At 36.4% G+C, this 21,776-nt stretch carries 17 protein-coding genes; 11 read left to right on the forward strand and 6 right to left on the reverse strand.

What is annotated here, in order from left to right:
* Positions 1 to 192: 192 nt before the first annotated feature.
* A complete protein-coding gene (locus BCELL_RS05485; protein WP_013487682.1) occupies positions 193 to 384 on the reverse strand; it encodes a hypothetical protein in 192 nt (63 codons plus the stop codon).
* Positions 385 to 695: 311 nt separating this feature from the next.
* Between BCELL_RS05485 and BCELL_RS05490 the strand changes: the two genes are divergently transcribed.
* Positions 696 to 2,993, forward strand: a complete 2,298-nt coding sequence (locus BCELL_RS05490) for an ATP-dependent DNA helicase (RefSeq protein WP_013487683.1) — start codon at positions 696 to 698, stop codon at positions 2,991 to 2,993.
* A gap of 299 nt (positions 2,994 to 3,292) precedes the next feature.
* Here BCELL_RS05490 and sigZ read toward each other — a convergent pair whose 3' ends face one another.
* The 4 genes from sigZ to BCELL_RS05510 all read right to left on the reverse strand — a co-directional run bounded on the left by sigZ (position 3,293) and on the right by BCELL_RS05510 (position 7,796).
* On the reverse strand, positions 3,293 to 3,868 hold the full coding sequence (sigZ, locus tag BCELL_RS05495; protein ID WP_013487684.1) for an RNA polymerase sigma factor SigZ: 576 nt from the start codon (positions 3,866 to 3,868) through the stop codon (positions 3,293 to 3,295).
* A 217-nt stretch (positions 3,869 to 4,085) separates the two neighbouring features.
* Entirely contained in the window at positions 4,086 to 5,219 is a 1,134-nt protein-coding gene (locus BCELL_RS05500; RefSeq protein ID WP_013487685.1) for a Ger(x)C family spore germination protein, read from the reverse strand.
* On the reverse strand, positions 5,216 to 6,313 hold the full coding sequence (locus tag BCELL_RS05505; RefSeq protein ID WP_013487686.1) for a GerAB/ArcD/ProY family transporter: 1,098 nt from the start codon (positions 6,311 to 6,313) through the stop codon (positions 5,216 to 5,218). Before BCELL_RS05505 ends, BCELL_RS05500 begins: the two co-directional genes overlap by 4 nt.
* The gene (locus BCELL_RS05510) at positions 6,297 to 7,796 is read right to left on the reverse strand and encodes a spore germination protein (RefSeq protein ID WP_013487687.1); all 1,500 of its coding nucleotides are present in this window, start codon (positions 7,794 to 7,796) and stop codon (positions 6,297 to 6,299) included. The genes BCELL_RS05505 and BCELL_RS05510 overlap by 17 nt, the downstream gene beginning before the upstream one ends.
* A 313-nt stretch (positions 7,797 to 8,109) precedes the next feature.
* Between BCELL_RS05510 and BCELL_RS05515 the strand changes: the two genes are divergently transcribed.
* Positions 8,110 to 9,171 (forward strand): GGDEF domain-containing protein, encoded by a 1,062-nt coding sequence (locus BCELL_RS05515; RefSeq protein WP_013487688.1) that lies wholly within the window; start codon positions 8,110 to 8,112, stop codon positions 9,169 to 9,171.
* A 34-nt stretch (positions 9,172 to 9,205) separates the two neighbouring features.
* On the opposite strand, the gene BCELL_RS05520 is transcribed toward BCELL_RS05515, so the two are convergent.
* Positions 9,206 to 9,679, reverse strand: coding sequence for a staygreen family protein (locus BCELL_RS05520; RefSeq protein WP_013487689.1), 474 nt, complete (start codon positions 9,677 to 9,679; stop codon positions 9,206 to 9,208).
* Positions 9,680 to 10,025: 346 nt separating this feature from the next.
* Here BCELL_RS05520 and cuyA point away from each other — a divergent pair, with 346 nt between their 5' ends.
* The 9 genes from cuyA to BCELL_RS05565 all read left to right on the forward strand — a co-directional run bounded on the left by cuyA (position 10,026) and on the right by BCELL_RS05565 (position 21,696).
* Positions 10,026 to 11,012 carry a D-cysteate sulfo-lyase gene (cuyA, locus tag BCELL_RS05525; protein ID WP_013487690.1) on the forward strand — a complete coding sequence of 329 codons (987 nt, stop codon included), beginning with the start codon at positions 10,026 to 10,028 and terminating at the stop codon, positions 11,010 to 11,012.
* A 688-nt stretch (positions 11,013 to 11,700) separates the two neighbouring features.
* A complete protein-coding gene (locus BCELL_RS05530) occupies positions 11,701 to 12,018 on the forward strand; it encodes a PadR family transcriptional regulator (RefSeq protein ID WP_013487691.1) in 318 nt (105 codons plus the stop codon).
* On the forward strand, positions 12,005 to 12,568 hold the full coding sequence (locus BCELL_RS05535; protein WP_013487692.1) for a DUF2812 domain-containing protein: 564 nt from the start codon (positions 12,005 to 12,007) through the stop codon (positions 12,566 to 12,568). Before BCELL_RS05530 ends, BCELL_RS05535 begins: the two co-directional genes overlap by 14 nt.
* A 412-nt stretch (positions 12,569 to 12,980) precedes the next feature.
* Positions 12,981 to 13,229 (forward strand): hypothetical protein, encoded by a 249-nt coding sequence (locus BCELL_RS05540; RefSeq protein WP_013487693.1) that lies wholly within the window; start codon positions 12,981 to 12,983, stop codon positions 13,227 to 13,229.
* Positions 13,219 to 13,569: a type II toxin-antitoxin system PemK/MazF family toxin gene (locus tag BCELL_RS05545; protein WP_013487694.1), complete on the forward strand. Its 351-nt coding sequence runs from the start codon at positions 13,219 to 13,221 to the stop codon at positions 13,567 to 13,569. Before BCELL_RS05540 ends, BCELL_RS05545 begins: the two co-directional genes overlap by 11 nt.
* A gap of 476 nt (positions 13,570 to 14,045) precedes the next feature.
* Positions 14,046 to 15,059 (forward strand): Wadjet anti-phage system protein JetD domain-containing protein, encoded by a 1,014-nt coding sequence (locus BCELL_RS05550; protein ID WP_013487696.1) that lies wholly within the window; start codon positions 14,046 to 14,048, stop codon positions 15,057 to 15,059.
* Positions 15,047 to 16,564, forward strand: coding sequence for a hypothetical protein (locus tag BCELL_RS05555; protein WP_013487697.1), 1,518 nt, complete (start codon positions 15,047 to 15,049; stop codon positions 16,562 to 16,564). Before BCELL_RS05550 ends, BCELL_RS05555 begins: the two co-directional genes overlap by 13 nt.
* Positions 16,551 to 17,276, forward strand: coding sequence for a DUF6063 family protein (locus tag BCELL_RS05560; protein ID WP_013487698.1), 726 nt, complete (start codon positions 16,551 to 16,553; stop codon positions 17,274 to 17,276). The genes BCELL_RS05555 and BCELL_RS05560 overlap by 14 nt, the downstream gene beginning before the upstream one ends.
* Position 17,277: 1 nt before the next feature.
* Complete coding sequence (locus BCELL_RS05565; RefSeq protein WP_013487699.1) at positions 17,278 to 21,696, forward strand: coiled-coil domain-containing protein; 4,419 nt, start codon at positions 17,278 to 17,280, stop codon at positions 21,694 to 21,696.
* Positions 21,697 to 21,776 lie beyond the last annotated feature (80 nt).

Consider the following 21,776-nt stretch of genomic DNA (forward strand, 5'->3'; position numbering starts at 1 on the left):
CAATGTTGAGGTATAAACAATGATAATATTTGTTCCAATTGAATCTTAAGTGTTTTCTTCACTTAATACACCTCCTAAATTAGATACGAAGTTGCCAGGGAAAGGTACATAATATTAGTATAGCCAACCTCCCCCAACGGCAATGGAAGCTTATTCAGCTAATGCAACCTGTTAATTAAAAAAATGTTTTGGTTAATCTTTATCTAAATCATCATCAAGAAAAGATTTTTTGTTTTCTCTAATATCCTTTATCCCATATTTCTTTTCAAGATATTGACCGATCATTGAACTGTTGATACCTCTCCTGACTGCGGTTTCAATAATTATATAAAGAATAAATAGACCAACAATACACGATACAATCGCTAAACCGATACCCTCCATTAAGTAAAACCCCCAAATAACGCATTTTGTCAACAAGCCTTATCAGAATTTCTTTCTTAAAGTAAAACTCTCCCTGTTAGTACGTTATCTCACAATCTCTCTTAATCTTACCATAAAAAAGTAAAACATTCCCAATATTCAAAAAGAGATTAGCCTGCTAATATACTTGAATGGCTTGTTTACGCCATTGATGTAAACCCCGTTACTCCAACCCTTTGATATCTTTTTTTGTGACTAAATATGGATTAGTATTATTAAATAAAAATTTGACTATCAACCCAGCGCCACTGATAATTACTATAGGTGATAAGATGACGAACATGGTGAAAATCTCAGTGAGAAACTTAGTAGAATATGTGTATCGAAGTGGCAGTATTGAATCTGGCTTCCGCACTTCTTCGACGATGACAGAAGGGACAAGAATCCATCAGTTAATCCAAAAAGGCTACGGAGAACACGATGAAAAGGAAGTGTTTGTAGAAGCAGATATTCCTTATCAAGATTTTGTTGTACGAGTGGATGGACGGTGTGATGGACTTCTGAAAGATGAGGAGTGTGTGACAATTGATGAAATAAAGTCTACGGTACATTCTTTAGAGGATGTGGAGGAAGATACACATCCAGTCCACTGGGCACAGGCTATTTTCTATGCTTATGTTTATGCTGGTGACCATCATTTATCAGAAATGACGATCCAACTTACGTATGTACAGGTGAAAACGATGGAGCAGAAACAATTTCGCCGTGTGATGACATATGAGGAAATGGAATCATTCGTTTATAAGGTAATTGAGGAATATGCTAGTTTTTTAAAAGTGAAGCTAAAGCATAAAAATGAGCGAAATAAGACGAGTAAAACACTGGCGTTTCCGTTCGATACATATCGAGAAGGTCAACGTAAACTTGCAGGTGCAGTATATAAAACGATTGATGACAAAAAAACATTATTCGCAAGTGCCGCGACTGGGATAGGGAAAACGATATCTACTATTTTTCCTGCTGTAAAAGCGATTGGCGAAGGAAAACTAGAGAAAATGTTTTATTTGACTGCAAAAACAATTACAAGAACAGCAGCAGAAGAAGCATTTCAGCTATTGATGGATAACGGTCTAGATATGAAAGTGCTGACAATAACTGCAAAAGATAAAATTTGTTTTCAAGAGGAAACGATATGTACGAGTGAAAAATGTCCATTTGCAGCTGGCTTTTATGACCGTATAAATGAGGCAATTATTGATATCTTGGAGCATGAGAATATAATTAAACGGGTCATTATTGAACAATACGCTCGAAAGCATCAAGTTTGTCCTTTTGAGTTTTCCATTGAACTTGCTTATGCAGTAGATGCTGTCATTTGTGATTATAATTATATTTTTGACCCAAGAGTATCGTTGAAGCGATTGTTGGAAGATCAGAAAAAGAAAACGGCCATCTTAGTAGATGAAGCGCATAACTTAGTGGATCGTGCGAGGGAAATGTATTCTGCTACGATTCATAAATCCAGCTTTTTGCAGCTGAAAAGGGATTTTAAAAATAACCGACTCGCTGCAGAGGCTAAGGCGATCAATGACTATTTACTAGAAGTGAAGAAATCTGAGGAATATTTAAGAAAAAACGTAGATGAAGAGCTTGTAGCATTACTAGAAACATTCATCATGGAGGCGGAGCTAGAGCTAGTAAAGATTGATCATGCATTGTTGCTAGATACGTACTTTGCCGCGCAAAACTTTGTTAAGATTGCTAAACTTTACAATGAGAAATTCATTACTTATGTCGAAGTTCATAAAAGTGAAGTGAAGTTAAAGTTATTTTGCCTTGACCCATCCCAACAAATTCTTAAAATGGGGAAAGGATTTAGGGGGAGGGTGTTCTTTTCAGCAACGTTAATACCTGCCGATTATTATAAAGAGTTACTTGGTGGACAATCGGAGGATTATGTTATTTCGATTCCATCCCCTTTTGCGCGGCAAAACATAGAGGTCATCATACAACCATTATCGACAAGATTTCGGGATAGAGAAAAAACAATGGAGCCGATGGTACACTTTATCAAAGATGTCATTGATAAGAAGGAAGGGAATTTCTTAATCTTTTTCCCATCCTATCAATATATGAGAAGTGTGTATGAGCAATTTACGGAGCATTATCCAAGTGTGTCTACGATTATTCAAGATGTGGGAATGGCCGAAGTAGAACGGGAAGATTTTTTAGCACAGTTTACGTCTGAACGTGCCGAGAGATTAGTAGGCTTTGCTGTACTAGGGGGGATCTTTTCTGAAGGTGTGGACTTAAAAGGTGACCGACTGCAAGGTGTCATTGTCGTTGGGGTTGGCATGCCACAGATTGGTTTTGAACGGGATATCATCAAGGACCATTTCCAATCGGTTGGAAAGAATGGATTTGATTACGCTTATGTCTATCCTGGAATGAATAAAGTACTGCAAGCAGGTGGACGATTGATTCGCTCTGATACCGATACTGGCGTGATTGCTTTAATTGATGATCGATTTTTACAGACGAAGTACCAGGCGTTAATCCCTTATGAATGGCAGGATTATAGCGTGGTGGTGGGTCTTAAAAAGTCAGGTACATCTAACCATCACCGTTGAATAAACAGGGAGATTCATTTTAAGGACGGGAACGAAATTTCCGTCCCCATCCTTCCTCCTTTAGCAGCAAGAGCATGTTTTTGATTCCACAGGCTTATCTGCTACAGAACTATCGCTGCAATCACATTCACAGACGCAAGTGCAGTTGTCTTTCCCTTTGTTTTTGCATGTACATTCGCATTCACATTGATGTTCCCCATCACTGTAGGTTACACCTTTCTTTTTTTCTTCCATAAGATCTCCTCCTTTTTTTTACCTGCACATTATAAGACGAAGATCAACCAAGAAAGACGCAAATGCTATTTACAGGCACAGTCATTGGAATGCTTACAGCTATCTCCGGATACATTTATTTCGTTATGAAAATCAATGATATTCCCATAGGAGTCTGCTTCAATATGGCAGCATGCAATTAACAACTCCTTTAACTTCAACCGTCCCCGTTGAACTCTGGATTTCGCACCGGAGAAAGACATTCCTAAATGGCGACTTAATTCTTTTTGGGACATACCCTGTAGTTCAGTAAGTTCAATCGCTTCTTTGTATTTGTGTCGAAGTTGATTGACCATCGGACGAATACATGCAGACAGTTCCTTTGATAAATCATGATTCTCTAGCTGGTTAACATCAACTAGTTCGCTTGGAAACACGGTAGTTGGCTTTTTTGATCGATAATAATCGATGATTGCGTTACGTGTGATGTTGTAGATCCAACTTCGTATTTTTTCTTCCTCTTTTAATGATGTAATGGATGCAGTAATTTTCGTAAAGACATCCTGGACAATATCTTCTGCAATATTTGGATTTGAGACACGCTTCATAATAAAAACCATTAACGGTTTATGAAACTGCTTGTAGATATCTTCTAGTTCCATCTGAATTTCCTCCTTGAAAACTTACTACTATATAAAGACGAATAATCGGGAAGAAGGATGCAAAATTTTTTAAATAGATGGTCTTAAAGATGTAATGTGTCTGCCCCTAGCAAGATAAAACTTTACCTTGCTGGTGGACGGGCATCTTTTTCGAGTGTAGTCGTTTCTATTACACTTGTACTTTACATACTCGGAGCAGCAGCTCTTTATGTAACCTTTAGTTAATAATACCATGGTGAATGATTTCAGCCTGTACGTTCACGTTGATGGGAAGCTGTCCGTACACCTCTTTCCACTCTTTACCATCTTCTATTTTATAGTGATGGTAAGCCATAAGTTCACGACCGATACCTAGCAAATCGCATTTTGCCTCTTGGAGCTTGGCGACGGTTGTTACAGCTAGTTCTTGAAGTTCTTCCTGGATTTGACTATTAAGTTCGACAATGGTTGATTTTTCGTTCAAATGGTCTGGAGGATATTCAGTTACATTTAAATACACCTCTAAATTCAGATCTATTGTATAGGAATTACCAGCTGGAGTTACCGCAATTTTAGATTTATACTCATCTATCTGATAGGAGATATGATTAAACGCAGTTAATTCTTGCTGTTGACCATCAATTGTTGTAATGAAGGATGTCATTTCTGTTTTCCCTTTTTTATCACTTAATAGGTTTGCCATAATGCTTTCATCTACGGAAAGGGTGCCAGTCATTTTTTTGTCATCAAACAAAGCTGTTCCGATTACCCTTGCTTTTTCTGTACTATGCTGTTTGTCTATTTTCAAAAGTGGTATGTTGAAATCTTTTCCTATATCAAGCATGACAGGGCAAATATATTGAAGATTAAGCCGTGGCACAATCGTATCCTGCTCGGCTCCCTCAATTAAATCAATGTAGTACGTACTTACTAACGGAGCACTTTCTATATTTAAGCGGATCAAATCCTCTGCCGTATTAACTGTAATTGCTACTCGAGATGATAAGGGAGCACGTGCGTCTCGATAAAGTACATCCAAAACAGTATAAAGATCTATTTTGGCTAATGCCTGATCAATTAATATAACCCTTATTTTAGAAGAATCTACAGAACCGGGGAGGGCATTGTCTACATTTGTTCTCGATTCCCTTAAGGTACGCCCTTCTGCCGAAATAATATAGCTACTGGGTGACGTTTTCTCACTGGAACCTTCCTTAGGAATCGAAACGGTAGTATTAAACTGACCTTCATCCGTCTTATCAATACCTAAACTATAGATTAAATTAACATCCTTTAAGAGAAGTTGATCCCAACAAGCCGTCAATAGAAAAAGTCCAATCACTATGTTTATATACATAAAGTATTTCTTCATACGCTCACCTTTTGTTTTTTGAATACTAAAGTTGCCAACAAGGTCACAATGGGAATGATTATAGCGAATACAAAAGCAGTCTGATCTATCACTTTCGTATAGTTCTCAATGGACAAACTATTAAGTGGTAAGAGTGAAAGCACTGCACTGCATCCAACGACATATGGAACTGCCTTTTTGTGATGTTTCAAGGACAGAACAGAGGCAACGCCAATGGAACAAAGGTACATATAACTTACTAAAGAACTTGAGACGAAAACGATCCATGTAGACAAAAATAAGATATCGATCCGTTCAAACACGGGGAACGTAAATGCCTTTAAAATATATAATAGAGGCTGTGGTACTAACGGTATCTCCTCTGGACTAAAAAAAATAAACGTAAGAAAAGTAAAGTATGTATAATACAAGGTCACAAAAATATTTGATGACGTTGCGGCAAGGATTTTTTGCCGTCTACTTCCTTCCACAAAAGGATAAAGAAATAAGATACATTCAAACCCCCAGAAGGATAACATACCATCTTTTACTCCAGCTATTATATTTCCTAGTCCATTCTCACCTATTGGTAAAACAAAGCGGATATCAGTGTTTTCATAGCCCGGTAAAGAGATGAAGATTAATATAAATAAAAGAAAAGAAACAATGGTTTGAAATCGGCCGATAACCCTTAGTCTTTCTCGAACTATATATAATGCGAGTATACTAAGCAGCAAGGCAAAGACCCACAGTGGTGTTCGAGGGAATGCCCAAATTTCGATAATATAGTTATACTGCATGTAGATGATGCTGCCTACAAGCAAAAAATAGAGTATAAACGCAAAAGAGAGCAATTTTCCAATAAGCTTTCCGAATACGGCAGGCAATATATCGTAAAAAGATAATGTCGGAAAACGCTTGGAAAGAAACCAATAAAGAAAAAGAACAAATTGAATAGCAATTCCAGTGAGGAGAACGGATAGCCATCCATCTGACTTTGCCCCTGATTGATGCACATGAAACGGAAGAGAAATATAGCTAATTCCGATTTGCGTCTGAATAATAAAAAAGAGAAATTGTGTTGGTGATATTGTTTGTTTATTTTGTGGAATCATCTTTTGCCCACTCTCTATTTTGCTGTTGTCTCGTCGCCTTTTGCGCTTGTACTGCTTTAGGTCTCTTCGACATCTTCCAATTTGGCATTCGAATGAACGTATCACGCCAATCGCTTGGTTGCAATGGTGATACCGGGGCAAAATAAGGCGATCCAAAGGATTCTAATTTACAAAAATGCATGATTAGCAAGATAAAACAAAAGGAAATTCCTAAGTAGCCAAAGGAGGCAGCGGCAAACATAAACGGAAATCGCAGCATTCGTATGGATGCATTCATCTCTGGAGATGGTACGACGAAGGATGCGATTGCTGTGATGGCTACGACTATGATCATGATATTTGACACCAAACCTGCCTGAACGACGGCATCACCAATGACGAGTCCGCCTACAATACCTATTGTTTGTCCTATTGGTGTTGGAAGCCTAATCCCAGCTTCCCGGATAAGCTCAATCGTCAACTCCATTAGTAATGCTTCAATAATTGGAGGATAGGGAACCCTTTCTACTGAATTTTTCACTTGTAAAACAAGGTCAGCCGGTATTATTTCAAAGTGAAAGGAAACGGTAGCAATGTATAATGCTGGAACAAATACAGCAATAAAAAAACCAATTAGTCGGATTAAACGATAAAATGATCCAGCATAAAATCGGCCGCTATAATCGTCAGGTGACTGATAGAAAGCAAAAAAGCTGACAGGCAAAATCAATGCGGTGGGACTTCCCGCTGTGAGAAGGGCTACCCGTCCTTCCATGATGTTTGCCTTCGTTCTATCTGGTCTTTCCGTAATAAGCAATTGTGGAAAGGGAGAAAAGGGCTTGTCTTCGATGAATTCTTCAATAAAACCTGGGCTGAATGCCATATCCGCACTAATCGATTTTATTCTTGTTTCTAACTCTTGAACGACCTTTGGGTTAGCAATATGATCTAAATAAACAATGGCTACCTCTGTGCCAGATTCATCCCCAACGGATTGGTACTTTACCACAAGCTTGGAGTTTGAAATCCGTTTTCTTATTAATTGGATATTAGAAGACAAATCCTCAACAAACCCATCATGTGCTCCACGAATCACCTTTTCATTCCCTGGCTCTTCAATAGCGCGCTCAAAACTATCGCTTACATAAAAGGATATCGCCTCGATTTGCCCTTCCATAAAAATCGTTACATATCCTTTGAGCATATTATTAACGATAGCAGTCACGTTCTTATCCACTTCGATGGCACTTGAAGAAATAACTCTTTGTATCTCAGCAGATTCATATTGGTTCAAATTGAGTCGTTCAAGAAAACTCTTGGATAATCGTTCTTCATTAACTAATGTTTCAACAAAAACAGCTACACCATGAGAGCCTTGAAAGGTAAAATACCGTCTCTTCACATCTTCTGAATGATGAAATTCATTTAATATAAGCTTGATGTTGGTTTCTATATTGGTAGTAACTAGTTGAGTTGTTCGTTGTTCACTATTATCTTTTGTCATGCATAGTGCTCCTCAATGAAGTGATTAATTTTTTTTATTATTCCCAAAAATGGCTAATAATTATTAAAGTTCCTAATTTTAGATGTTTGATTCTACAGACCGTTCCCTATTTATTGAGGAATAAAGAGGTAGTAGCCTATTTGGGTTGATTATATGCGTTCTCGAACTTCGCTGTTTGCCAATATTGTTACAAAACGCAATTTAACTTCCTGAATTTTCCTTCTTGTGGTAAAATTGATCTGAGTATAAAGACTCATTTCAGATCTCGATAATGAGGTTTAATACCAGAGGAATTAGTAAAAGAGGTGTGCTGATGGGGGTTCACGGTTCCATAGACAGAATCAAGCAGATTGATTACATCACGAATATCTTTATGGTAGTTGCATTTTTTATCCATTTCTTTTGGGCTTTCTTATTTTTTTGGCTGGATATCCCCCTTCTTGGTTATGTTAATATCGTAAGTTCGTTCGTATATGTGTGTGGATACTATCTAGTTAAGCGAGGCCATACATTAGTAGCTTTATATATAGGGCATATTGAGATTGTAGTCCACACCTCTATTGCTATTTATCTTCTAGGTATTGGGGCAGGGTTTCAATACTATATTGTACATGCTATTATTCTAACGTTTATCGCTTTGAAACCTTCTACTCTAGTAAAGTCGATGATCGTTTTTATAGATATGGTCATTTTGATTATTTTATCTCTTCATTCCAGGGCGCCCTCTATTGAAATAGAAGTTGTCTACATAGACGGTTTACTTTTAATGAACACCGTTTTTGTTTGTATTACGTTAGCTGTTCTCACCTATTTATATCGTAAAGTAACCGATACAACGGAGAAATATTTGATTAACCTTAATAAACAACTTGAAATTGCTGCGAACACAGATTCATTAACCAATCTTTTCAATCGTAGAAGCATAATAGTTAATTTGAAAGAAGCAGAAGCAGATTTTGAACAAAAGCAAAAACCGTTCACCATAATCCTAGCAGACATCGATAACTTTAAGCAGATTAATGATTCGTTTGGTCATGATTGTGGAGATATGGTGTTAAAAGAATGTGCGAATTTTTTAAAAGAATTTTTTCGAGGCCACCCAGTTGCACGGTGGGGTGGGGAAGAATTCTTAATTCTGCTGCAAGATACGCAAATAGCTGAGGCACATCATGTTTTAGAAAAACTTAGACAACGTTTCGAGGAAGATATAACTTTTTCTTATCATGACAAACCATTTAAAATTTCGATGACCTATGGTTTAACTGAATACGATGAGGCGAAGGTAGATGTGCTAGATTGTATTAAAGATGCGGATAAAGCTCTAATAGAAGGTAAAAACCAAGGGAAAAATTGTATAGTCTTAAGTCGGACATGAGAGACAAAAAAGCCTGCCCCCATTGTGGTAAAAATTACTGCAATGGGGGCAGGTTTTTTATTTTTAATTCACGAAAAGTCCCCCAATCTTCATGGCTATTAAACTGAGGGTAAATAGACATAAAGTGAACGATAATAGGTGCTCGATCTAGAGTAGGGGATGTATCGAATAAAGATTTATCTCCGTACCGAATAGCTGATAAGGCTAGAGGTAATTCACGTCTGAAGATCTCATTTCGTCTTACAACCTCATTTTTCTTGAACTCTCCTTGGTCTATATACAAATAAACACAATAATAGAACGCACTGCCTCTTCTAACCCATTCTCCTAACACTTCATCTCTCATAGAATTAGTTTTATCCCAGGCGTAACCGAGTCCAATTGTTAAAAATAGCTCTCCAGTTATGTCAGAGTGAGTTATTGTATACCGTCTCGGGAAAACAGGTCCTGTAGGTGATACCCCTTCCCTGTACTCTACAAATAATTTATCTGGATTAAAGGTACTCAAAACCATCAACTCCATTCTCTTTTTTCATATTTTATTCACTCACTATGTAATAGTTCTATGAGTATTAGTCATTTTATTTAGTGATGGCTAGTGACGGACAGCTCCTGGACTAATAAATAGACTAAGTTCGCACGAGTTTCTCTAGAATGCTGACGGGAATAGGCGATGCGACGATATGGATAAGCTATCGTTATGGCTAATGAGAACCGTCCCTGTTAGTCTTTTGCAGGATATTTTCTATTAAAGGAGAATCAAGAATATGGATGGAACACAAAGTTAGGTAGGTTAAAATAAAGTTGGATAAGATAAAATTAATTTTTCATTTAAATAAGGGGGAGTTAGGAACATGAAGCAATTTCCACGTCGAATTTATACAGAGGCACCAACACCGATAGAAAAGGTCACCCGATTTGCAGCTGGTTTAGGGGGACCGAATCTCTACATTAAACGGGATGATTTGCTCGGTCTCACAGCGGGAGGTAATAAAACGAGAAAGCTAGAGTTTCTCATGGGAGACGCACTGGAAAAAGGGGCAGACACGATTATTACCGCAGGGGGAATCCAATCGAACCATTGCCGACTCACCTTAGCTGCCTGTGTGAAAGAGGGATTGAAGTGTATTCTTGTTTTGGAGGAAAATGAGTTAGACCTGTTCCATACGAAGACGAGCGGTAATTTTCTCTTATTTCAGCTATTAGGAACGGAGAATGTAAAGGTTGTGCCAAACGGAACGGATGTTTATGCGGAAATGGAGAAGCTAGCTCGGCAAGTCAGGGGCGAGGGAAGAACTCCCTATGTCATTCCAGTGGGGGGGTCCAATGTGACAGGAATAACGGGGTATGCAGCCTGTGCAGAAGAAATTATCGAGCAAGCAAAAGAACAGGGCATACAGTTTGACTATGTAGTTTGTACGAGTGGAAGTGGCGGAATGCATGCAGGGTTAGTGGCTGGACTTTTGGCCGTGGATAGTGCAGCTAAGGTAATAGGGATCAATATTAGTCGCGGAAAAGAGGAGCAAGAAGAGAAGGTGTATCAGCTCACGAAGGAAACGGCTAAGCATCTTGGCTTGGGAAGAGAGATCCCGCGGGAAGCTGTTGTTTGCTTTGATGATTATGTTGGGCCAGGCTATGCCTTACCAACAGAGGAAATGGTAGAAGCGGTGAAACGACTCGCCAGTACGGAGGCCATCTTACTTGATCCTGTTTATACGGGAAAAACAATGGCAGGGCTTATAGATCTCAGTGGAAAAAACTATTTCCAACGCGAGGACAATATTTTATTCCTCCATTCTGGGGGGACACCTGCTTTATACGCCTATGCATCTCTATTTTAAGTTTGGTGAACGTGATCTTTACTCTTCCAAACATCATGGTGGTAAATTCAGAGATGTTCGGTCCATGGTATCCATGGGCACAGCCTTTTTTAGGGATGATGCTTAGGTGGGGAAGGAGATACCTTTTATTCTACAGAAACCCTGCTCATCGTCATTGTTGGTGGTGGTATTCTCTTCCTGTGTGGAGGACTAGCATATTTTAAAAATAAGAGATGGTAAAAAGGAGTAGTATTTTTCCTACTCCGCATATCATATCATTTAAAAGCTTGGTCGATTCATGTTTTGATGTAGTGATAAGCAGATTTTTTCTGTAGCACGCGAGCCGATAAGCAAAAGGATATAAAAAAGAATTTAAAATCCCGTGAGGACTAGTGAGCATGAGCGAAAGGATATAAAAAAGAGTTTAAAATCCCGTGAGGAAGTAAGAGCATGAGCGAAAGGATATAAAAATGAATTTAAAATCCCGTGAGAAGGAGTGCATGCCTGAGTTAAAATGAATAAAATTACATAAAGAGTCGATTTCCTAACGTAAAGGGAATCGGCTTTATTGAATATTTATTGCTTTGCTAAAAAGTGACACATTAATTTACTTCGTTGAACTTTAAAAATACTATTGACTATTCAGTTGAACTGTATTATTTTATTATTAAGTCGAACTGTACAGTTAAACTGAATAGAGGGTGAGAGTATGAAACATAAACTACTGCCGTTGTCAGAAACGATGCATTATATTTTATTAGCCTTACGTGAACCACTCCATGGCTATGCCGCAATGCAGAAAATTGAACAAATAAGTAACGGTACTGTTATTTTAGCGGCTGGAACATTATACGGCGCAATTGAAAACTTAAACAAACATGGTTGGATTGAACCTGTCGGAAATTCGGGTCGGAGAAAAATCTATATGATAACTTCAGAAGGAAGAGACATTTTGAAATTGGAACGAGAAAGGCTAGCGCATATTTTATCCTTGTATGAAGGGAGTGAATCAAATGAAGAGGTTTAAAGTATTTTTTAATATTGAAAAAGAAGAGCAATGGCTGAACGACCAATTACAAAAAGGCTATCGGTGCACAAATATTAGTAGTTTTGGAATATACACTTTTGAAAAAACTGACAAGAGATATGCTATGCGACTTGATTATCAAGGTTATTTACGTAAAGAAAGGTTCGTAGAATACAAAGGGATATATGAGGATTTCGGCTGGAATTATATCAAGGGCTCCTCGCTCAGCGGAATTCGTTATTGGCAAAAAGAAGAGGATGACCAAAACGAGATTTTCTCCGATCGTCAATCAAAGGGTAATTATTATAAAAGATTAATGCATTATTCAATTTGGTTAGGCTCTCTCTGTTTGGTTTATTCCTATATGCTATACAACGATGCAGGGTTATACCACGAAGGTCTTTGGAGCATGAATGGGGCATTATTTTGGAAGGCATTTTTATTTGAAACACCATTTGTATTAGTGAAGTTGTCTCCCACACTTCTGGCTATTCTTTTTGCAATCAGTTTATATAAAGCTTATCGGAAGTATTCGTTGTTCAAAGTATAATAGTTATAGATTTTATAAGGAGACAATTAGTTTAACCTCCATCTAAAAGAAAGTTTATCTTTTAATTGATTTAATAAACACTTGGAAGTAACTTTTTGATTATATAGGTGTGTACCTTTTGTGCCAAGTCTAGTAGTGATTCGTTTGTGGCAGAGGTTTATTCAATGAAAGCATTTTGTTCTTCCATTACAGCGGAAGCTTCCATTCAATTGGCTGCTTGAAAGAGTCTCGTCACATTAACACTGTTTTTGTCAGTTATTTTATTTAGTATGTATGTATTAAAACGAACTTTCCGATAATATGATTAATACATAGGTGTATTAAATAAAAAATAGGGTAAATGTCACTTACAAGTGATACAAGCGCGGAATTGTATGTTAAAATAAGGAAAACATACAAGGAGGTGGCCGATGTGGCTGAATTGACTATAAGTCGTAAAGCCCATCAGGGTGTAAAACGTGTCCGCCGCGCAAGAATAGCAAGTGCGGAAGGAGTAAATGTTATGGATAAAAGAGACATAAGGCATATTCAAGAAGAATTAGGATTTAATAACACAAAACCAATTTCTTTATCACCTAGTGACCAGAAGGATGTTGATGATAAAGGAGATTGTTTCAGAGATTGGTATGAAGAGGAGCTGCGGGAATTATATGAGCGATAAATTAAATAAAATCGCCCGCGATCGAAGAAATGCTGATCAGGGCGATTTCTTTTTTGCAAAAGTAAGAATGTCAAATGGACAAGTAATACCTAGGCCTGTTTTTGTAATAGGAAAAGATAATGATTCTAATGATGATGAGGACGTTATTGTTTGTAAATGCACCAAAGAACCAGCAAGGTCTGAATATGATATTACAGTACAATTAAAGTATGAAACAAGTGTAAGAACTAATAAAATTTATACTATCGGCAAATCGCAATTAGAGTTCAAAATTAAACATAATTTAGATATAGCAATCATTAACAACCTCGTAGAGTCTTCTAAAAAGGCAATATATTAATCATAACATACCTAGTGCAACCTATATATATGAGGGTGCATTTTTTTGTTATTACCATTATTTTTCATGTTTCTACTGTGCATGTATTTTCTATGAACTGAACAATGGGACGGACCTCTTGCTTCTTAGTTTTGAAGAAGGTTAACTCTCTCTTCGTTTAGTAAAATGAATAAAGTAGTCATTAAAAGAAATTGTAGAACTCAACGAGTGACAGATCATGTTTTACACTCTTCTAAAACATGTCCCAAAACACTTTCTACATGGTGGGAGTGTACCAGTGTTATCATCAAGAGTCACTGTATTGCGATATTTTGTACATCAATAAGTACCCTTACCTAGTTTTTCTCCTGTGCACGGCATATATTTCAACTCCATGATTCCAATATTTACTAGAGAGGAATTTTTTCTTTTTGTTATATAAGCTATTTAGTACAATGAAAGAAAGTAGATTGTAAGATTTTAGGAGTGTATGTCGAGTGGATAAAATAAAGAAAGAATTAATTGCTTTTGGAAAACGAACAATTAATTTAAATGAACTAGAAGAAGTGATTAAGCCTTATAAACATACATATGAAGACTTCTCATCGACGATATTGCAATTAGAAGAAGACAACATAATATCTATGGTTAAATCAAAAGGCCGTACCACAAGGAAGCCCTCCTTAGCAAAACAATATCGCATAGATAAAAGTGCCCTCACGGAGAATTATCATAAGGAATTACAATATTATCGTGCCCAATTAGACCCCTCAATTAGTATAGATAAATATTATGGGAACCCATCAGACTGGAAAACTGATTTGCCTTATATTTTAAAAGTAGATGAATACCTTAAAAAAAATTTTTATCCAACTGATAAAGTACCGGCACCTGAACGAAGCTACGAACTGGTAGGGGATGAAAAGTGGATTACCGAAAATAGTGGAAAGAGTTTACTAGAAAAAATTAACGTATATGACAAATTAAATATTATACCTGTTTCAGATCCAATGATGTTTGCCATAAATCCCTTGAAATTAGCAGAAAGTAAACAGTTGCATATCATTGTTGAGAACAAAACAACTTATCAAGCATTATTACCAGTAATAACTGAGACGGAATTTTCTACTTTAGTTTACGGGAGTGGAAAAAAAGTTATTAAAAGTATTGAGCAGTTTGAGTTACAGTACCCAATAAAAGCGACTCACCAATTTTTTTATTTCGGTGATATTGATAGAGAAGGAATAAATATTTGGTATTCACTAACGAAACAACTAGAAGTAAAATTAGCAATCCCGTTTTATCTCGAATGTCTTAAGAAAGAGGCTGCATTAGGAAAAGGCTATCAAAAATCAAATGGTGAAGCAGAAGATAAATTTATTCGATTTTTTCCAGAAAATGTACGAGAGCAAATTAGTACACTCCTCAAAAATGGGAAATATCATCCTCAAGAAACTTTAAATACAAATGAACTACAGAAAGTCTGGAGGGAATCCTTTTGGAGAAATTAGACTTATTGGAGATATCTAGTGGTTATCAGGAACGGATGAGAAGGTTAGCGTTATTTGACGCTCTTTATGAATTAGAAAGAAAACGTGAACAAGATCAGAATAATAATGTAATAGATATGAAAGGTTTAGGTTTACTCACGCTTTTATTCTTTTTTGAGAAAAAATTGATGAGACAGTATAAAACAGGAGCAATGCAGCTAGCATATTTCATTGAAGAGCTTACGAAACAAAAATATAAGCTAGATAAAAGTACCTATGAGAAAATGGCAAGAACAATTATTCAAACGTTTCGCCCTGCCTCAGGAAAAAAAAGGAGTTACAGCTATTTCAATTGGGAGAAAATGAAAGACGAAATGATTGAGTATTCGATTCTAAAAGCTAATAGTTTCGATGTGAAAACGAATACGCAGTATTATACCCTCGACGAAGATGGTCTTGAATTAGTATTTGCAACAAAAGAGTTTTATAGTGAATTTCAGCTTTCTATTAACCAATTACTTCTACGTAAGCAATTAGATAAAGGGGAGTTCAAAGGAGCACTTCGACAAATCAATGAAATGCGGATTGATGTTGAAACTCTTGAGGAACGTATGATTAAACTGAGACATGAAATACAAAGAAGTATTGTTTCCGAGGAAACCTTTGAGAGGTACAAGCAACTGCTCGAAGATATATATAGCAGACTTGCAAGAGAAGATGAGGAATTTAAAGAATTAAGAGAGTTTGTCAAGGAAACGAAGGACCGACTATTTTCAAAAGATATTCATAAGAAGGAAAAGAAGACATATGAACTCATTCTAAAAATTAATAACGAACTAGAAAAGGTTCATTACGATCACTCACGATTATTAGATCAAACGTTTAAATTGAAAGAAACTACGCTCATAACTGCACAAGAATCTCTTTACTATACAGGTATTCAATCGTTTAATTTTGAGCATGATATTGTTTCTAAAATTACTTCTTCTCCACTACCAATTGAAGCTATGATCGGTATTCTCCATCCATTCTTAAAAGTGGAAGAGACGAAGATGTGGTCCCCTCTTTCTATTTTAGAAGAGCAAAATATTATCGACGATCGTGAAGATAGACCTGACGATAACTTAATGGAATTAAAGGATGAAGAAGATACGGACAAATTTCGAAAAAAGATGGCTGTTAAATTCAAGGAGCTAATGGAACTGTTTCTTACTGCATTTGAGAATAATCGGGCAGAGAGATTAAGTAGTTTTATGGAGTATCTAATTGAGAACAAGCAAGAAGAAGTTTTAAAGCAACGATATTTCTATGATTTTTGGCTCATCCTTCATCAAAGATCACCGATTAAAATGGGGGATTTCGAAGAAGAGGATGGGGCGCAGACAATATTAGGAGATTCTCTCTATCTTTTGGGAGAGAGGAAGCTGACGATAGAAGAAGAGCCGGGAACTATTCAAAAGACAGCTCGCTTTTCGATACAAGAAATGATTATTCGCTTGGAAGGGGAAACAAATGAAATATTCTGAAGAAAAAATAGTAGAAGCCTTTAAATTATATACGGTGCTTGCAAGGGATGGCTATGCGGATGTAGTTTCACTACAAAAGTTTAAAGCAGATGATGATATTCGAAGTCTACTGGAAAGCTTTAGCAGAGAAGTGGAAAGTGTCATTATTCGAACAAGTGAGCAAATATATTTAGTGCCGAAAACGAAGCTGTCTCCTTTCCACGTCAGTAATGATTGGATAAAAAGAAATTATCTTCGGTCAGGCGCAACAAATGGAGATATTTATCTTTTGTATTTCTCAAGCCTGATATTGTTTGGTGCATTTTATGATTCGTATCAAAGCCAGGAGCCAACAAGACAATTTTTACGTCAAGACGAGTGGCTTCGACTAATACAAGCTCGCATTGAACAGTTAAAAAGCCTAGATGAGGAAACATTAAAAGGGTATGAAAAGGAGTTTTCCTATAATTGGAGTTTAATTATTGAGAAGTGGGATGACATGGATGATATTAAAGAAACAGCGAAAAAACAAACAGGGAAAACAATAAGCAGATTTAGTTTTCTTGATACAGTGAAACGTTTTTTAATTGATCAAGGTTTAGTGACGGAGATTGGTGATGGAGAAGTAACGTTAACGGAAAAAGCAAAGACAATCATTCAACGGTTTTTTATGGAAATTGAGTATAATAAAGGTATTTTTGAATTTATTTATAGCTTTGAAAGGGCGGAATAGTATGCCAGCAATTAGTAAAATACGTTTGACGAATATCGTTTACGAAGAAGGTAATAAAAGGTATAATGATGAGCTTTTTCTTTTCGACGGTCATAATGGTGCGATTTTACTTGAAAATGGTGGTGGAAAAACCGTTTTGATTCAAACAGCACTCCAAGCAATCTTACCTCATAGTGATTTAGCAGACCGAAAAATAAAAAACACATTACTGCTTGAAAATGCACCAGCTCACATTGCGGTGGAATGGATATTAAGTGATCGCCCAAGGCGTTATGCTGTCACAGCTGTTTCTTTGTTTACAACAAAACATGGGTTAGACTCTATCCGCTATGTTTATGAGTACGAAGCAAATGACAGAAACGGAATTGAAGGTATTCCGTTTGTAAAAGAGGGAAATAGCGGAATCCGGCCATCCGCAAAAGGGGAAATGCAAGATTATTATAGTTTGATGAAAGAAAAGGAAAAGTTTAATGCATATACGTTTGATACGATTAAGGAATATAAAACTTTTATTGAAGAACAACATCATATTATCTCAAGTGAATGGGAAAGCGTGTTAAAGATTAATAGTTCAGAAGGGGGAGTAGAAGCCTTCTTTGATGACTGTAAAAACACAAGTCAGCTCTTCGATCGACTTTTAATCCCAACGGTGGAAAACTCAATTGCAGGACATGATGCGAATATATTTGCTGATATGTTTGAAAAACAGCATTCTAGTTTAAGACATTACAAAAAACTAAAGGAAACAATTGAAGAAAACAAACAGATTCAATTTGAGTTAGAAGATTATGTAAAAGCGTTTGAGGGTCTTCATAAAAGTGAGCAGTCGTATGTGAAGGCAAAGCAGAATGCTAAGGGAGTTTGGATAGAAATCTCCGAACAATTGGACAGCTTAAAAACTAAGAAAGAGGATATGAGTGAGATCCACGAGGAGTGGAAAAAGAACAATGAATGGTATTCATTAAAAGCTGAGTCATATGAAATACGTTCAGAAGAAGAGAGACTTTCTGACCTTGATAAGGATTATACATCAGCAGCTAGTTCCCATAGCGAAAAAAAGGAACAGTATCACCAAGCGCTTACAGATTATTATTCATATAAATTTGCAGAACTACAGCAAGAGAAGAAAGAAAAGGAAGAATTATTACAACATATTAACTCTGAAATAGGTAAGCTTGATGAAACGGAAGATCTTGTGGAAATTGAAGATGAAATGGAACAGAAAAATAGGGCTCTTTTAGGTTTTTTTCATAAGCAAATGGAAGGGCTAGAAAAAGAAAAGCAAGGTCTTATTTATGAGAGAAATCCTATTATAAACCATATCCATGATAAGTCTAAGGAAGAAACTCGTCTAGATACGGATGAAAGAAAGCTGCAGGGAGAACGGTTAAAAATCCAAGCCTATTGTGAGTCGCGTTTGAAAGATATGTATGATTTAGAGCAGTTACTGCTTGCTAATCCAGCACAAGAAAAAGTAATGGAAGAATTACCGAAGTGGACAAGTAGGTATCATTTTCTCGATGAAGAAATCATTTTGTTAAACAAAAAAGAGAAGCAATTGGAGTCTGATTTAAAGGAAGCAACTGAAAATAAACAAGAACAACAAGAATGGTTTTCAGAGGTAGAATCTGAGAAAAAACAACTAGAGTATAAGATTGCTGAATTGAAAAAACAAGAAGAATCGGTGATAAAAAAACTAGCTATAATAAGACCACAATGGGGAACTCTTGAGAGTATATATTTCAATGAAGAATCGATTAACAATCGTTTTTCTGATCAAATAGAAAAGCTGAAAAAAGATCGAGAATCACTTTTATTTAAAGAACGATTAGCTTATCGATTTGTAGACGACTATAGTAATCTAGATACCTTTTTTGCTGATGCTTACCTTGAAGGGATGCTACATTCGTGGAAAAATCAGCTTGATTATATCGTGACAGGTGTCGAGTATTTACAAATGTTAACAATAGAAGAAAGAAAAATGAAGGAAAGCTACCCTTTATGGTCAATCTCGTTAATAACAACAAAGAAATCAAAAGATAAATTAATATCAAAATTAGACAATATAAAGGATCGTATACAGTACCCAATTTTAGTTTTGACAACGGAGGAAGCTGTTGAGATTCAAGAAAACGATGATTTTCAATCATGGGTTGCTCCAGTCCATTGGAAAACAAATTCAAATCCTTCTACATTTATAAAGTGGAAAGAGGAAATTGGAGCAAGTGCTAAGGAAATGACAGATGAACGGGAAGAAAAAGAGAAAGAACTGAAACGATGGGAACAATGTTATGATTCATATAAAAGCTTTCTCCAGAATTATCCTTATGACATGTTAATGACGTGGGAGGGTTCGCTTTCTGATTATAAAACAAAATTATCAAAAATATCAGGAGATATTGGTAAGTTAGAGATCTATCTCGCTGAGACTAAACGGATGATTTCTAGTAATCATGACAAGAAGAAGCAATATCAAGAAGAAAAACAAGGTCTACAAATGAAAATGGAGAAGGGGACTACTTACCTCCAGTATTCACGAGAGGTTGATAAATGTCTTGAAAAAGAAAAAGAAATTGTTGAGAGTCTTGCAGAGATTACTAGAAAGCTGAAACGTGTCCGTGAAGAATTAAAGAGTTTTAATAACGAAAAAGTAGAATTGGACGGACGAATAAGTAGGCTTGAAATAAATGTAGAGAACCTGAAAGATGATGACATGTATATTACTGTACAATCGTTAATACCTCTCTACACGAATGAAAGTAAAACGATTATTTTGCAGAAGATTCGTGAGCTGGAAAAGAAAAGAGATAAAATAGCGACAACTTATGGAGAATGGATAGAGAGACGGAAAGCTACTTCGGATGCTATCAGCAAATTGGCTAACCAAATGAAAGTATTGAAAAAAGAACATGATTATATAGATGAAGGACGTTCACTTCCTACTAATAGTACTCCGCTACTCCAAAGTTTGTGGGAGAAGATTGAGAAGCTTAACGCAGATAGAGAAAAGTTTAGTAAAACTGTAGAAGAAACTTTAACAAAAAAAGAAAACCAAAAGGGAAAGGTTGACTCATTACGAGATAGGTTTAATGAAACATTCCCTGAGAAAGAAGTTTATTTGTTTTCACAACCATTAAACGAAGTACCAATTTTGTTAGAGCGCGAGAAGAAAGAACTAGATGAACGGATACAATATATTAATAAACAAATAGAGAGACTGGATAAGGAATTTGAGAAGCTGAATCAAACGATGCAAGAGCTTAATAGATTCAGTGTAGCCCACCATTTTAATTTGCCAGAAGTAGAAGCTCATCTCTTAAATGAAGAAGAAAAGCTAGCATTTTCTAATAGTAAAATGAGGTATGTGCAAGAAACTACTAAAATACTGGGGGATGAAAAAGCTTCTGTTGACATGGAAAGAAGAAAAGTGGAAGAGGCAAAAAGTGAATTTGCAGATTTCTGCAATCGAGCGATTACAGATGTGAAAATGCGAAATATGGCTTTAAATGGGATAAAGCATAAACAGACGTTTGAGGATATTATCGTATTTAAGAATAATATGGTTTCAAGTGTCCAGCGTGCTACAAGTTACGCTAACGAGCATATTCGTCAGAAAGATGCTGATTTACAAGCGTATATTAACCATATTCATTCCCATCTCCAGACACTTACTGAGGAACTGAAACAGATACCAAAGAAAACAAAAGTGAAAGTAGAGGATGACTGGAAACAAATATTTACCTTCTTTATACCAGAATGGTCTGAAGAAGAAGGGAAATCCAAAATACGTGATTATATAGAATGGATTTTAGAGCAGTTAGAGTCAGACAGATTTTTAAACGATCAAGGGCAACAGGACCATGGCAAGGTAAGAAAGGACATTGAAATGTGGCTTCAATCAAAACAGCTTTTGCAAATTGTTATGAATAATGAGGTTATGAAAGTGAATTGCCGTAAAGTGACGAATGATAATAAGGTTTCAACTAGGTCATTTTCATGGGAGCAAAGTAATGTTTGGTCAGGTGGAGAAAAATGGAGTAAAAACATGACTCTTTTCCTCGGAATACTTAATTATGTTGCAGAGAAAAAACAACATATCATGCCGAAGATAAAACGTCATAGGTCTGTTATTCTTGATAATCCGTTTGGAAAGGCATCGAGTGATCATGTCCTAAGTCCAGTATTTTTTGTAGCAGAACAACTTGGCTTTCAGATTATTGCTTTGACCGCACATGCCGAAGGTAAGTTTTTACAAGATTATTTCCCAATCATTTATAGCTGCCGTCTACGAGCATCTGTCAACGATTCTAAAAAAATCATGACGAAAGAAAAGTGGCTTCACCATGCATACTTCCAAGATCATGAACCAAAAACTATAGATCGTCTTGGGGAAATAGAGCAATTGCCTCTTTTTGAATAATAATGGGTGCCTGTCACTTGTCCATTCGACAAGTGACAGTGATTGACCTAATTAAGTAAATGATTAGAGTTGGATGCCGT

The organism is Evansella cellulosilytica DSM 2522 (assembly GCF_000177235.2).
GTDB lineage: Bacteria > Bacillota > Bacilli > Bacillales > Salisediminibacteriaceae > Evansella > Evansella cellulosilytica.